At 47.0% G+C, this 13,097-nt stretch carries 16 protein-coding genes, 1 tRNA gene and 1 other annotated feature; of the genes, 10 read left to right on the forward strand and 7 right to left on the reverse strand.

The genetic code is table 11. The features are described 5' to 3' along the window. Positions 1–212: 212 nt before the first annotated feature. From JGK22_RS27865 to JGK22_RS27875, 3 genes are all read right to left on the reverse strand, one after another. Complete coding sequence (locus JGK22_RS27865) at positions 213–401, reverse strand: hypothetical protein (RefSeq protein ID WP_293186754.1); 189 nt, start codon at positions 399–401, stop codon at positions 213–215. Positions 402–450: 49 nt separating this feature from the next. Then, entirely contained in the window at positions 451–2,214 is a 1,764-nt protein-coding gene (locus tag JGK22_RS27870) for a DMT family transporter (protein WP_293199059.1), read from the reverse strand. Between the two features lie 1,045 nt (positions 2,215–3,259). Next, positions 3,260–4,648, reverse strand: coding sequence for an inorganic phosphate transporter (locus tag JGK22_RS27875; RefSeq protein ID WP_293212822.1), 1,389 nt, complete (start codon positions 4,646–4,648; stop codon positions 3,260–3,262). A gap of 67 nt (positions 4,649–4,715) precedes the next feature. Here JGK22_RS27875 and rplS point away from each other — a divergent pair, with 67 nt between their 5' ends. From rplS to rplL, 10 genes are all read left to right on the forward strand, one after another. After that, positions 4,716–5,102 (forward strand): 50S ribosomal protein L19, encoded by a 387-nt coding sequence (rplS, locus tag JGK22_RS27880; RefSeq protein WP_293186751.1) that lies wholly within the window; start codon positions 4,716–4,718, stop codon positions 5,100–5,102. A 134-nt stretch (positions 5,103–5,236) separates the two neighbouring features. Next, positions 5,237–5,309 (forward strand) — tRNA-Trp (locus JGK22_RS27885). Beyond that, positions 5,280–5,489 carry a hypothetical protein gene (locus JGK22_RS27890; protein ID WP_293186750.1) on the forward strand — a complete coding sequence of 70 codons (210 nt, stop codon included), beginning with the start codon at positions 5,280–5,282 and terminating at the stop codon, positions 5,487–5,489. The genes JGK22_RS27885 and JGK22_RS27890 overlap by 30 nt, the downstream gene beginning before the upstream one ends. Positions 5,490–5,641: 152 nt before the next feature. After that, positions 5,642–5,875: a preprotein translocase subunit SecE gene (gene secE, locus JGK22_RS27895; protein ID WP_293128199.1), complete on the forward strand. Its 234-nt coding sequence runs from the start codon at positions 5,642–5,644 to the stop codon at positions 5,873–5,875. Continuing rightward, on the forward strand, positions 5,872–6,510 hold the full coding sequence (gene nusG / locus JGK22_RS27900) for a transcription termination/antitermination protein NusG (RefSeq protein ID WP_293186749.1): 639 nt from the start codon (positions 5,872–5,874) through the stop codon (positions 6,508–6,510). The genes secE and nusG overlap by 4 nt, the downstream gene beginning before the upstream one ends. Before the next feature lie 3 nt (positions 6,511–6,513). Beyond that, positions 6,514–6,939 carry a 50S ribosomal protein L11 gene (gene rplK, locus JGK22_RS27905; RefSeq protein ID WP_006635588.1) on the forward strand — a complete coding sequence of 142 codons (426 nt, stop codon included), beginning with the start codon at positions 6,514–6,516 and terminating at the stop codon, positions 6,937–6,939. A gap of 20 nt (positions 6,940–6,959) precedes the next feature. Continuing rightward, the gene (locus JGK22_RS27910) at positions 6,960–7,136 is read left to right on the forward strand and encodes a hypothetical protein (RefSeq protein ID WP_293186748.1); all 177 of its coding nucleotides are present in this window, start codon (positions 6,960–6,962) and stop codon (positions 7,134–7,136) included. Between the two features lie 95 nt (positions 7,137–7,231). Further along, the gene (gene rplA / locus JGK22_RS27915; RefSeq protein WP_293186747.1) at positions 7,232–7,945 is read left to right on the forward strand and encodes a 50S ribosomal protein L1; all 714 of its coding nucleotides are present in this window, start codon (positions 7,232–7,234) and stop codon (positions 7,943–7,945) included. 109 nt (positions 7,946–8,054) lie between these two features. After that, positions 8,055–8,226 (forward strand) — a sequence feature (ribosomal protein L10 leader region). A gap of 29 nt (positions 8,227–8,255) precedes the next feature. Then, positions 8,256–8,840 carry a 50S ribosomal protein L10 gene (rplJ, locus tag JGK22_RS27920; RefSeq protein ID WP_293186746.1) on the forward strand — a complete coding sequence of 195 codons (585 nt, stop codon included), beginning with the start codon at positions 8,256–8,258 and terminating at the stop codon, positions 8,838–8,840. A 118-nt stretch (positions 8,841–8,958) separates the two neighbouring features. Next, the gene (gene rplL, locus JGK22_RS27925) at positions 8,959–9,345 is read left to right on the forward strand and encodes a 50S ribosomal protein L7/L12 (protein WP_293186745.1); all 387 of its coding nucleotides are present in this window, start codon (positions 8,959–8,961) and stop codon (positions 9,343–9,345) included. A 206-nt stretch (positions 9,346–9,551) separates the two neighbouring features. On the opposite strand, the gene crtD is transcribed toward rplL, so the two are convergent. The 4 genes from crtD to JGK22_RS27945 form a co-directional block, all read right to left on the reverse strand. Beyond that, positions 9,552–11,141 carry a C-3',4' desaturase CrtD gene (crtD, locus tag JGK22_RS27930; RefSeq protein WP_293314218.1) on the reverse strand — a complete coding sequence of 530 codons (1,590 nt, stop codon included), beginning with the start codon at positions 11,139–11,141 and terminating at the stop codon, positions 9,552–9,554. Between the two features lie 179 nt (positions 11,142–11,320). Next, on the reverse strand, positions 11,321–11,980 hold the full coding sequence (locus JGK22_RS27935; RefSeq protein WP_293314219.1) for a hypothetical protein: 660 nt from the start codon (positions 11,978–11,980) through the stop codon (positions 11,321–11,323). Between the two features lie 15 nt (positions 11,981–11,995). Further along, positions 11,996–12,670, reverse strand: coding sequence for a ribbon-helix-helix protein, CopG family (locus JGK22_RS27940; RefSeq protein ID WP_293314220.1), 675 nt, complete (start codon positions 12,668–12,670; stop codon positions 11,996–11,998). A gap of 70 nt (positions 12,671–12,740) precedes the next feature. Continuing rightward, a complete protein-coding gene (locus tag JGK22_RS27945) occupies positions 12,741–12,998 on the reverse strand; it encodes a hypothetical protein (protein ID WP_293314221.1) in 258 nt (85 codons plus the stop codon). Between the last annotated feature and the right edge of the window lie 99 nt (positions 12,999–13,097).

Genomic DNA, 13,097 nt, shown 5'->3' on the forward strand with positions numbered 1-13,097 from the left:
TCTGGTGATGAATCTTTCTGCCAGGGTACGGCAGGCTTTTTGGCTTTTTTTCTGTCTATTTCATAACAAAAACCTTTTTTGATGTTTTTTGGCTTAAATTATTGGTAAAAGCTATGTTTCGCCAGAACAAGATTGATAAAACTTATATTGTCGAGGCGATCTCAAATTCACTCATCTTTCTAAATGCTGTTTTCTGACTTTTTCAGCAAGCCCTAATTAGTAATCAAAATGGGATGACTCGCATTCCCCGCTACAAACACTTTATAAAACAAGTTCGTAGTGAGGAATTTATTCCTCAAAATCCTAGGACTAAAGTCCTCACTACCAACAGCAGTTTTTACCAGAAAGAATTGGTTTAAAGGCTCTTCCTTGTAGGGAGAAATTAAAATCAGACGATTCATTACTCCAATCCTCTTCCTTCCTTTGTCAACTATCAACTGTCAACTGAACTTAAGTAGCCTTTTTCTGAGGAGCTACCATGCGTTCTACACTCATCGCAGCCACGCTCAATGTCACCACAGCCATGCCGAGAATTGCTACAGGCTGCAACTTTTCATTGATAATTATAAACCCGAAGAGTGCTGTCATCGCCGGGCCCAAAGTGCCAATTACTGACGCTAAGGCAGCCCCCGCGAACCGGATGGCAAAATTGTTCAAAAGATAGCTAAATAGTGTCAGTACGCCTAAAACAACGCCTCCCACAATCAAACCAGGCCAAACATTTTGGTCGATTTTCGGAGCCAGATTCTCTGACAGCGGTACCCACAAACTCAGGGACGAAAATACAAAAATCGCGCCGAAATTAACTAAACTAAAAGGAATCGGGTGCAGTTTGCCGGCGGCCATTTGAGTTAGCAATACGTAACCTGCAAAGGTAATCCCAGAAGCCAGTGCAGCGGCGACTCCTACCTCGACATTGCCACCGCCAGGAGCTGGCGCAGCAAAACTCGGCGATCCAACTAAAATCAGACCTGCGGTAATCCCCAACATCGCCAAAAAGCCGATCGTACTCGGACGAGCGCCAAACAAGAACCAAGAACCCAGTACGGTGACGATCGGGTAAATAAAGAAAATTGTAATAGCAATCCCCGCCGGAATATTGCCGATCGCCAAATAAATCAAAACCTGAGACAAAAACAGAAAAAATGCGCTTCCTAAAACCTTGCTCCACAAAGATAGATCGCGCGAGTAGAAAAACCGTTTAAGATCTTTCCAGACAGAAGGATACAGAAATGTTGCCAATACTGGCATCAAAGCCATCACCACGATCAGCCGCATCAACAAAATCAACAGAGAATTTCCAAAACCCCGAGTCACCACCCCATCAAGCTCAAACACGCCAAAAATCATCCGAGGATTTCTGCTTTTAATTAGAATTCTCAAACAAACATTAAACAGCGACAATACCACCGCCGAAGACAAAGCCAGAATCAAACCTGCTTGCACTTGAGAAGTGGCTGTTGCGACTGCCGCAGGCGCTGCTGAAGGCTGTGGAAAGGCTTGCCGCGGCGCATCCGCAGGTGTTGGCGGCAAAACTTGCGGGCGGATAGAATTAGTTGCTTCCTCGGGATAGGAATCTTGAGCGTCGAAAGGATTGTCAAGATATTCTTCTTCTACGAGTTCTTCCCGAATGCGGTTGACGAGATTTTGTAGCAGTTCTTCCCCTTGGAGTTCGAGGGTTTTCATGTTGTTGAGCCGCATGGATAGCTCGCTTTCATAGCTGCTCAAATCTTGTTCTAGCATCTGGAAACTGCGATCTATCCGTTCATCGAGCGCCGCCAATAACTCCGAGGCCCGTTCGTCATAGTTGCTAGGGGGCATGGGTATGGGGAATTCGCCGCTGGGAATTGGGCTGCTGAGAGAATGGCCCGAGTTAGCGCTGAGTTCGTTGAACCGCTGCACCAACAAATCCTGCAAATTGTGAGCCAAAACTTGAGCCAACTGCTTCAGCCACAATTGCTGCTGCTGAATGTATCGCCCAGACAGAGATTCCATTTGCTGAGACTGCAATTTGCGATATTGCTCCCGGAGGCCTTCAATATCTTCAATCAGGTGATTTTTTTCAGTTTGCAGCCGAGTAATGTCCTGGTTTAACTGACCTTTGACATTTTCATGCAAAGCGTCCAGTTCCTGCATCACTGAGTTGAGGACTTGTTCTGCTGATTGTGCATCCCCTGCGTCGCCTTTTGGCGAGTATCTGTTCCGGTTCGCCATTAGCCTATAACCTCTAATTTAAACTGCACGAGAGAGTGTTCTTAAGTATTTTGGCTGCATCAGGTCGCAAGTTCTAGTGAGTTGGTCTCAAAGATTGCGGACGCTGTTGAATCTATGGTAGTCGCTGAGCTAGAAATGTTAGAAAATTGCGTGAAGCGAAGCTATCCCGCTCTTAATCGCCCCAAGAACACTTTGTGCAATTAGAAATCATACTACAGCTTGACCTCTGCACCGATTGCTCCGGGTAATTCTCGCCTCTAACTCACCCGCCTCGCCAGCCGGATAACCTCTTCCCCGACAACTAAAGTTGAGGGTAGGGCCGAGACTCCTCACCCCTAAAGGCATAATTTGAGCATTAAATGGCTAGAAACCGGGTTTCTGGGCCCAAGTCTCTCACACACTCTTGCACCCGGATTTTTGATATTAAAATTTCCGATCTTGCGATCGCCAAAGTTTGAAGAGGCGATCGCACCCTCAAAAGCAACCTGTCTCATCAAAAAACTAACACATCCCATTCTCCAAGGGCAACAGATCTGGCATCTAAAAATTCTGACAATTGCTTTACGATAAGAATTTGGTTTAAAGCCCCAAGCGCGATCGGAAGAGCTTAAAATCAGACGATTCATTACTCCAATCTTCTGACTTCCTTTGTCAACTATCAACTATCAACTATCAACTGATTTTCTTTTTCAACCATCAACCATCAACTGTTAACTGAATGAAAAGCGATCGCCAAAGCCTGAATATTTCAGACTAAGCCGAAGTGTTTATTTTTCCGGCATCATTTGCCCAGCAACGCCTGTGGTTTCTAGACTAATACTCACCGTAAAACACTTTATACAATTTAGTAACAGCACTGAGATTCAGTTGAGAAAGCCCTGTATGGAAGTGCTGGCTTGACAGCTAAAGCATTGTTTGGAGAAGGAAATTATCGCGGTTCTCAAAAAAGTGAGGTATGCCCACGGATGCCTATGCCCTATGCCCTATGCCCTATGCCCAGTCGTACTTCATCTTTCGCTTGAAAGGCTATACACACCTATCGCGTTCATTTAACTAAAATCCATTGGGCGATGCTGAAAATGCTAGCACCCAAACCGGCGGCGATCGGGATTGTCACCACCCAAGCCGAACCAATTGACTGCAAAGTTTTCCAGCGTACCGATTTCCAACCTTTAATCAGCCCGACTCCCACAACTGCACCCACTAAAGCGTGGGATGTGGAAACCGGCAAACCCAAGCGAGATGCTAATAATACTGTGGTAGCTGTGGCTAATTCCGCGCAAAATCCGCCGCTGGGTTGCAGTTGGATGATGTTTTCCCCGACTGTAGCGATCACTTTTTGACCCCAAATGGCTAAACCGATGACGATTCCTGCGCCTCCGAGGACTAAAATCCACAGGGGAACGTTAAAATCTTCTAGGGGAAAGGAGCCTGTGCGCTGGATGTAGGCGATCGCAGCTAAAGGCGCAACGGCATTCCCTACGTCGTTGGAACCGTGTGCAAATGCCACAAAACAAGCGCTCAGCACTTGAAATCTCGCCATCTGTTGCTCGATGGAAGAGTGAGGGAGAGTGGGAGATGGGGAGAGGGGGAGAGTGGGAGATGGGGAGAATATTTCCTCTTGCTTATTCTTTCTATCTGTTACATCCCGCACATTGCTCGCTGCCGAACCTTCTTTCTCTAACTTTTTCCAGCTATTGAGGGAAAGCCCGATCGCAGCAATACTCCCGATAGCAATCGCAATATCGTGAATTGGCAGATTCCAGCCAAGTCGATCGCGCGCGAAGTCGATCGCGCCTGTCTGCACCAAAGCCACATCCACAACAGACGGCAATACAATTATCCCAAATACACTCAGCAGCGCCGCACTCAGCCAAGGTATCCACTCGCGCAGTTGAAATAAAGGATCGGGGCGATCGAGAATCCAATGCTTCACCCCACTATAAAATAGTGCAGCTAAAGCACCGCTGGCAAAAGGTGTCGCCACCCAAGTTAACGAAATCCTGCCGATAGTCGGCCAATCAACCGCATGAATTCCCGCTGCTACCCAGCTAAAACCTGCGATCGCACCTACCACCGCATGAGACGAAGAAACTGGCAAACCTAGACTGGTAGCAATTTGCAGCCACAAGCCACAAGCTGCTAGCACTGACACCATCCCGATCAAAAATACCTGCGGTTTGTCTGCGAACACTTCTGCATTCACAACTCCTGTTGCTAGAGTTTCGGAAACTCCTTGCCCGAACAGCACGGCACCAGCAAACTCTAGTATGCCTGCAACAATTATTGCTTGCCGCAGCGTGAGCGCCTTCGATCCTACCGATGTCCCCATCGAGTTCGCGACATCGTTAGCCCCCAAGTTGGCGGCGACGTACAAAGCTAGTATCGCGATCGCCCCGAGTTGCAGAAATACGACCAAGGAAGTATTTAACATAGAAGTTTTTTGAGATAAAACTGGCAGTTCGATATATGATAGGGGATTGTGAGTTTTGGAAAATTTTATGAAAGGCGCAGCAGAAATAATCCGTTCGATCGAGACGGAAGAAATAAATAGAGTCAAGGTAGAACTAAGCAAAGTTCTACCAGAAATTTACGTAGGCGACACCGTGCGCGTCGGCGTGAGAATTAAAGAGGGCGCGAAAGAACGGGTTCAACCCTACGAAGGGACTGTGATTGCCATGCGTAACGGCGGCATTAATGAAACAATCACTGTGCGCCGCGTGTTTCAAGGCGTCGGCGTGGAACGGGTGTTTTTGATTCACTCGCCCCGCATCGCTACTGTTCAAGTCATGCGCCGCGGTAAAGTCCGTAGAGCAAAACTTTACTACCTGCGCGATCGCGTCGGCAAAGCTACTCGCGTCAAACAGCGGTTCGATCGCTCCCTGTAGGAATGCACCCAGCTTCCTCTTGGAGAGACAGAAAATGGGAAATTGAAAAATTCAAAAAAAAGTTTCCCATTTCCGAGCGCACTGTGTTAAAATAGAAATCTAGAGGTTAAGCGAATTTCAGCAACCTCACCTGTGCGCTCTTAGTTCAGTTGGTAGAACGCAGGTCTCCAAAACCTGATGTCGGGGGTTCAAGTCCTCCAGGGCGCGCTGAATCACCAAAATTTTAATTCTGCCCGAAAGCGCCCGGATAATTGGCTGGAAACAGCCGAAACCGCAGACTTTCGGGTAGAATTAATTTTTGTGGGCGGTTCGCAACAAAGGCCATCAACAAATGCTCGGTGTTGCTTCTCGATCGCCTTTGAGGGCGATCGGCACATACACCGTTAGATGGGTTGAGCTTGTAAAAAAGTGCTGGCTTTGGATTTGAGATTTTGGACTTGGGCGTAAGTGGTTAGTGTCAAAAAATCAGATAGCCGCGAGCCACTCACAAAATCTAAAATCTGAAATCTAAAATCTGAAATCGGAAGGGGGATTCGATCGTGGCGAAAAAAGACGAAGCTCAAGAAACTCAAGAAATGACTGCGCCTGGGTTCGATCCTGCGGGTTTTTTTAAGGAAACTAGAGAAGAACTCGACAAAGTGGTCTGGCCGAGCCGCCAGCAGCTAATTAGCGAGTCTTTGGCCGTGCTTTTGATGGTAATCCTCTCAGCAAGCCTGATCTATTTGGTGGATAACTTCTTTAACTGGGGCGCAGGAAAGGTGTTTGGGCCATGACTTTTGCATCAGAAGAATCTGATTATTCCACAGAAACGACGGGACAGGCAGCATCGCCAGATGTGCCGGAGATTCAGGCTCGCTGGTATGCTGTTCAGGTAGCCTCAGGCTGCGAGAAGCGCGTGAAGGCAAACTTGGATCAGCGGATTCAAACTTTGGATGTTGCCGATCGTATCGTTCAAGTCGAAATTCCGCAAACTCCAGCGATCAAAGTCGGCAAAGACGGTTCCCGGCGCCAGTCAGATGAGAAAATTTTCCCCGGCTACGTACTCATCCGTATGTATATGGACGAGGATACGTGGCAGGTGATTAAAAATACCCCGAATGTAATTAATTTTGTCGGGGCAGAGCAAAAACGCCGCTACGGGCGCGGCAGGGGTCACGTCAAACCGCTACCTCTGAGTCATTCGGAAGTAGAACGGATCTTCAGAAACGCTCAGGAATCAGAACCAGTTGTCAAAGTATCGATGGCGACAGGAGACCACGTTGTGGTACTTTCCGGGCCGTTTAAGGATTTTGAAGGTGATGTGATTGAAGTTAGCCCGGAACGGAACAAGCTCAAAGTTTTACTCTCGATTTTTGGGCGCGATACGCCTGTAGAATTAGAGTTCAATCAGGTTCAGAAACAGAACTAACTAATGGCAAAGAAAGTTGTTGCAGTAATTAAGTTGGCGATTACAGCGGGAAAAGCCAACCCAGCTCCTCCTATCGGCCCAGCCTTGGGTCAGCACGGCGTCAATATTATGATGTTTTGCAAGGAGTACAATGCTAGAACCGCAGACCAAGCAGGTCTCGTGGTTCCGGTAGAAATTTCGGTTTTTGAAGACCGCAGTTTTACGTTTATTCTCAAAACCCCCCCGGCTTCGGTTTTGATTCAAAAGGCTGCTGGTATTGCTAAGGGTTCGGGTGAACCTAATCGCAAGCAAGTAGGGACAATCACACAGGCTCAGTTGCGAGAAATCGCTGAAACTAAGATGCCTGACCTTAATGCTAATGATGTTGAAGCTGCTATGAAAATTGTAGCGGGAACAGCTAAAAACATGGGCGTGGCGATCGCTGATTAAAGTCAGTTGACAGTTGACAGTTGACAGTTGACAGTTGTCAGTTGACTCCGAAAGCAGTTGGCAGTTGGCAGCAATCAATCGTCAGAATCGGAAAAATTTTAGATTGGCAACGATCGGCTGATAAGTTCAATCGAAAATCTAAAATCGAAAATCCGAAATCGCAAGTCGATTCAGGGGGAGAAGCAAAGCTTCGCTAGGAATCGCAAATGTTTTAGATTTGAAATGACCGAAACGGCTCAATTCTTAAATCTAAAATCTCACATCTCAAATCTACTAACCCCAAAAAATAACAATGGCAAAGAAAGTATCGCGAAGATTGCAAGAACTTCAAAAGAAAGTTGAAGAGAGACCTTACCTACCGCTGGAAGCTCTGCAACTTTTGAAAGAAACAGCAACCGCTAAGTTTGGCGAATCTGCTGAAGCTCACATCCGTTTGGGAATTGACCCGAAATATACTGACCAACAGTTGCGGACAACTGTATCGCTGCCAAAAGGAACTGGTCAAGTAGTCAGAATTGCGGTGATTGCTAAGGGCGAAAAAGTTAAAGAAGCTCTGAATGCCGGCGCAGATATTGCTGGTTCTGAAGAGTTGATCGAGGAAATTCAAAAGGGCATGATGGACTTCGATTGTCTGATTGCTACTCCAGATGTGATGCCGTTGGTGGCAAAATTGGGTCGGTTGTTGGGCCCGCGCGGCTTGATGCCTTCTCCAAAAGGCGGCACAGTGACGACTGACATTGCTCGGGCGATCGACGAATTCAAAGGTGGTAAACTAGAATTCCGTGCCGATCGCACAGGCATCGTTCATGTTATGTTTGGCAAGGCAGCTTTCTCAGCGGAAGATTTGCTGGTCAACCTTCATGCTTTGCAAGAAACTGTTGACCGCAACCGTCCTTCTGGTGCGAAAGGTCGCTACTGGCGCAGTTTGTACGTATCCGCAACTATGGGCCCATCGATCGAAGTCGATATCAGTGCTCTGCGCGATACCAAACTTGATGCTGCTTAGCAAGAATTAAGCCGAAGGCAGAAAGTAAAAGACAGCTTCGGCTGTCTGTGTAAATCTCTCACGAGATTTGCTGCATACCCTTGCTAATGTCTGCCGGATGGTGATAGCCTAATCAAAAATCAATAAGCTGAAGACCGCAGGTGCCGAGTGCTTAATTTCCTGCCGAGGCTGAAGAAATAAAAACTCAAGAAAATCAATTAAAAAGTTCTATCTTTTAATTCCTAATTCTTAATTTTTAATTCTCTGCCCCGGCTATAAGGTTGGGGTTTTTGATTGGCAGTTTGAGATCCTAAAAGGAGGTGAAATTAGTATGGGCAAAAGTTTAGCAGTAAAAAATGAGATTATTGCAGACCTCAAGCAAACCTTGAGCGAATCTCAACTGGTAATCGCGATCGACTACAAAGGCTTAACTGTTGCTGAAATCACAGATTTGCGGCGGCGTTTGCGTCCCAAAGGCAGCAGTTGCCAAGTGGCAAAAAACACGCTAATGCGAATTGCTGTTGAAGGCAATGAAACATGGCAGCCGATACAGGAATTGCTGACAGGTACGTCGGCATTTATGTTCGTGCAAGAAGATATTGGCGGCGCGATTAAGGCTTACCAAGAATTCCAAAAAGCTTCCAAGAAGACTGAAGTTCGCGGCGGCGTGATGGAAGGACGGGTGCTGAAACAAGATGATGTTAAGGCATTAGCGGATCTGCCGTCGAAGGAACAACTCATGGCTCAAATTGCTGGCGCTATCAACGGTGTCGCAACCAAGTTGGCTGTGGGTATCAATCAAGTTCCTACTTCGATCGCACGCGGTCTCAAAGCTTATGCTGAAAAAGACGGCGATGCAGCAGAAGCACCAGCAGAAGCAGAAGCACCAGCAGAAGCAGAAAGCGTATCTGCTTAGATAGTTTTGAGTTTTGAATTGTGAGTTTTGAATTGAGAAATCTCGAACTAGAAAATCACAACTGACAACTGACAACTGACAACTGACAATTAATCAAATCGAACTAGGAGTTCAAAAAATGTCTACTGCAACCGACGAAATCTTAGAAAAACTGAAGACTCTGAGCTTGCTCGAAGCTTCTGAATTGGTCAAGCAAATTGAAGAAGCTTTTGGCGTTAGCGCTGCTGCTCCTGTAGGCGGCATGATGATGATGGGCGGCCCTGCTGCTGCTGCTGAAGAAGTAGAAGTACAAACTGAGTTTACTGTCATGTTGGAAGAAGTTCCTGCTGACAAGAAAATCGCAATTCTGAAGGAAGTCCGCGCAATTACCGGTTTGGGTCTGAAGGAAGCGAAAGACTTGGTAGAAGCCGCACCTAAGGCAGTTAAGGAAGCTATTGCTAAGGAAGCTGCTGAAGAATTGAAGAAGCAGCTTGAAGCTGTGGGCGCAAAGATTTCTATCAAGTAGTCATAGAGTCTAGAAAACTCGGCGGTTGAAACCGCGTCTATACAGACAAAACCCGCCTCCGCGGGTTCAAGATTCGGCGGTTTGAACCGCCGTCTTTTTCTTGAGTCCGCGGAGGCGGACATTGTTTGTGTAGACGCGGTTTCAACCGCCGTCTGATCAGATCTTCGTTCGTGTAGACGCGGTTTCAACCGCCCTCTGATCTGCGATCAAAACTCCGCCTCCATCTGCCGCACGACAGTTAAAGCAGAATAGGAAACACCGGCGGTTCCTTCTCCGGGATGGGTGGAGTCGCCGACTAACCAGAGGTTTTTAATTGGCGTGCGGTTGGCAAATCCGAAAGGGCCGAAGGTTGGTATTCGCTGGCCGATGCCGCCTACAACGCCTTTATCTCTCGCTGTGTAGCGGGCAAAGGTGCGAGGTGTTGCTGATTCTTGATGTACAATTTTTTCGGGTGTCAAATTGAAATATTCGCTCAAACGGGCGATCGCACCTTCAGCGTATTTTTGCTTCAATCCTTCATAATCAGCGGAATTCCACCACATTCGAGTATCAGTAAAAGACGAAGCGATAATTGTCGCCATTCCCTGCGGTGCTCGGCCATCGCCCGCATGACTGACGGAAACAAATAACGAATTATTCTCACCAATCTCGCCGTCGTAGTCGTAGAGAAACTGAAGATGCGGCGGACAATTTGCCGGAATTGCGCTTTCATGCACTCCCAAATATATCACAAATGCGCCGGATGCGGGCGGCAATTTATCAACTCGATGTTTGTAGCCTGCCATTTGATTTGGCAGTTGGTTTGTGGTCTCGGAATTATCTGTTAAAGTTTCTAAAACAGGCTCGCTTGACATCAATTTAACTAGATTTTGCGCGGTGACGTTGGCAACAATGCGATCGCAAATTTCTGTCCAAACTTCGCCTGTTTTTTGATTGCGAATCACTGTGCCGGTGGCTTGGCCGTTAGTGGTGACAATACTTTCGACTGTATGCCGCAACAAAACTTTGCCGCCGTAAAGCTCGATCGCACTTACCAGGCGATCGCTCAACACCTGCATACTTCCTTGTAAATGATACAATCCCTGCGGCTCTTGGGAAACTCCTAAAGCCGTCGCCGCGTACAGCAGCGCCGTTTCTTCGGTATCAACTTGGGAATACAATTTTAACTGCAAATCCAGAAAAGTTCTCAAGCGCAAATTGTCGCCCAAACCGCACAAGCGCAAAGCATCTCCCACCGTCATAAAAGTGAAAGGCAAAGTAATTAAAGTATCGGGGCGAACTGCTTGAATTAATTGCCAGAAATCCCAGAAGTTTCTGGGCGGTAAAACTGGATCGCGCCCTTGAAATTTCCAGCTAGCTTGGAACAATGTAGATAATAATTGCCAAAAAGGTTCGCTTCCGGGGAATTGTTTTTGTCTTTCTGACTGCCATTTTTGCGGATCTCGCCACACGCTAATCGGTGTCGTTTCTCCCGGCAAAAATACCGCACAAGCGGGATCGCAGGGTGTGGCGGGGGGAAGTTCGATGTTTAATTCTGAGAAAATTCGGTGGTGAATGCCTCCGGGTTCCAATCCTGCAACCTGCGTGGCGCCGACATCGAAGGTAAAGCCTTTGCGTTTGAAGGTGGAAGCGCATCCTCCGGGGACGATCGCCTGATCTAATACTAATACTTTGTATCCTCTATGGGCGAGCAAGGCTGCTGCTGTCAGCCCGCCGATGCCGGCCCCAATTACTGTGACGCGGCCCTTGCTGTCTGTTGCACTGGATTTGCTTTGAGGCGTGCGATCGGTCATCATAATTTATTTATTGTAATATTTCTTAATATTATGGTCATATTTGGCCATAAAAAGCTCTTGTAGCGACAGGTTCAAATCTATCGCTACAAGAGGAAGGAGGCCGAGTTTAGAGGACGTTTTAGGGGTAAAGTGCTCCGGGCGCACCCGAAACGTTAGACTGTGGCGTGCTGATGAGAAAATCAGGGACGGCGCCACTTGTTGAGATAAGCTTCGCCAATCCCAGCCACAGCTTGCATTTGAACTAGCTGTTCCCGTAAAGCTTTGATTGTTTTTAGCTGTTCTTGAGACTCTTGCTGCAAAGCCTCGTAATTTAGCTGTTTCGCAGCACTTTGGCTTAATTGATCTTTTAGAGAGTGGAACTCGGTGAGTTGAACTTGCAAGTTGCCGATCGCACTTGACTTTTCTGCTAACTCCTGCTGCAAAGCTTCGTAACTTGACTTCGATACAGTTTCCTGCAATTGGCTTTCGAGATTTTGCTTTTCGGTAGCGAATTGCTGCTGTAAAGATGCGATCGCACTTTCTTTTTCGCCCAATTGATGCTGCAAAGATTCCAAATCGCTAGATTTGGAGGCTAGTTGCTGCTGCAATTCGTTAGCCCAATGTTCTTTTTCGCCCAATTGATGCTGCAAAGATTCCAAATCGCTCGATTTGGAGGCTAGTTGCTGCTGCAATTCGTTGGCGCAATGTTCTTTTTCGGCGAATTGATGCTGCAAAGATTCCAAATCGCTCGACTTGGAGGCTAGTTGCTGCTGCAATCCGTTAGCCCAATGTTCTTTTTCGCCCAATTGATGCTGCAAAGATTCCAAATCGCTCGACTTGGAGGCTAGTTGCTGCTGCAATTCGTTAGCCCAATGTTAAGATTCCAAATCGCTCGACTTGGAGGCTAGTTGCTGCTGCAATTCGTTAGCCCAATGTTCTTTTTCGCCCAATTGATGCTGCAAAGATTCGTAACTTGACTTCGATACAGTTTCCTGCAATTGAGCTTCGAGAGTTTGCTTGTCAGCTAATTGCTGCTGCAATTCGGCGATCGCACTTTCGCGTTCGCTCAACTGCTGCTGTAAAGATTCGTAACTTGACTTCGATACAGTTTCCTGCAATTGACCTTCGAGATTTTGCTTGTCAGCTAATTGCTGCTGCAATTCGGCGATCGCACTTTCGCCTTCGCTCAACTGCTGCTGTAAAGATTCGTAACTTGCTTCGAGGGGATTTGACTGTACGCTTACCGAGTCCAATAGGGTTTCTGCCGTTATAGCGTCATTAATGTCGCTTTCTTCGGCTGTTTCCCCTTCCAACTCAGCGGTATCGACCGCAGTTTCTTCACCTTTTTTCCAAGTGACACTAACTTGACTCTTGTCTTTAGAAATATCCAGAGCGCCTTTTGCCAAGCGTTCTAGGAGTTCCGACCTTGATATTCCCAGCTTTCGAGCGATCGCGTTCAATCGATCGGCACTAGAAGGAGTCAGCGAAAGTCCGACTTTGACTTTGCTTTCTGGATTTGAACTAACTACATTGCGATTTTTTTTGACCATTGGCATTTTCCTCATGCCAACCTACACTTATTAGTATAGTGGCTGAAGTTTCTATTAAAATCAATTTTTGTTACATACCAATTGTGGCAGCTTCTGTTCCCAATCTAACAAAAAACTGTGAATATACTCGCTTAGTCGATTCCTCGCCGCAGAACCGCTTCAACATTCCCCGGCCCGGTTTTTTTTCGGCACGATACCGCAGATAGTACAGTTGAGCTTGTAAAATACTATCTAAATTTGAGCTACCTGTCACGGGTTGGGCGCGATCGACCAAATCGAACTCAGCAGCCAGATAGTCTTTCAAGGTTACGAAAACGCCAGTCTTCACAACTTCCGTTGTTTCCTAAGGGCGACTCCACAGCAACGCCGACGCGGGAAAAACTGCTGGGCTTCCTCGGTCAAATCGCCACCCCAAGAGAGGTACGGT

The sequence above is a fragment of the Microcoleus sp. PH2017_08_TRC_O_A genome, from assembly GCF_020738665.1.
GTDB lineage: Bacteria > Cyanobacteriota > Cyanobacteriia > Cyanobacteriales > Microcoleaceae > Microcoleus.

Bases quoted from the DNA above. Each gene is read 5' to 3' on its own strand.
- rplJ (WP_293186746.1), top strand. From the start codon at position 8,256: ATGGGCAAAAGTTTAGCAGTAAAAAATGAGATTATTGCAGACCTCAAG.
- rplK (WP_006635588.1), top strand. From the start codon at position 6,514: ATGGCAAAGAAAGTTGTTGCAGTAATTAAGTTGGCGATTACAGCGGGA.
- crtD (WP_293314218.1), bottom strand. From the start codon at position 11,141: ATGATGACCGATCGCACGCCTCAAAGCAAATCCAGTGCAACAGACAGC.
- JGK22_RS27865 (WP_293186754.1), bottom strand. From the start codon at position 401: ATGAATCGTCTGATTTTAATTTCTCCCTACAAGGAAGAGCCTTTAAAC.
- nusG (WP_293186749.1), top strand. From the start codon at position 5,872: ATGACTTTTGCATCAGAAGAATCTGATTATTCCACAGAAACGACGGGA.
- JGK22_RS27875 (WP_293212822.1), bottom strand. From the start codon at position 4,648: ATGTTAAATACTTCCTTGGTCGTATTTCTGCAACTCGGGGCGATCGCG.
- JGK22_RS27890 (WP_293186750.1), top strand. From the start codon at position 5,280: ATGTCGGGGGTTCAAGTCCTCCAGGGCGCGCTGAATCACCAAAATTTT.
- rplL (WP_293186745.1), top strand. From the start codon at position 8,959: ATGTCTACTGCAACCGACGAAATCTTAGAAAAACTGAAGACTCTGAGC.
- rplS (WP_293186751.1), top strand. From the start codon at position 4,716: ATGAAAGGCGCAGCAGAAATAATCCGTTCGATCGAGACGGAAGAAATA.
- rplA (WP_293186747.1), top strand. From the start codon at position 7,232: ATGGCAAAGAAAGTATCGCGAAGATTGCAAGAACTTCAAAAGAAAGTT.
- JGK22_RS27870 (WP_293199059.1), bottom strand. From the start codon at position 2,214: ATGGCGAACCGGAACAGATACTCGCCAAAAGGCGACGCAGGGGATGCA.
- JGK22_RS27940 (WP_293314220.1), bottom strand. From the start codon at position 12,670: ATGGTCAAAAAAAATCGCAATGTAGTTAGTTCAAATCCAGAAAGCAAA.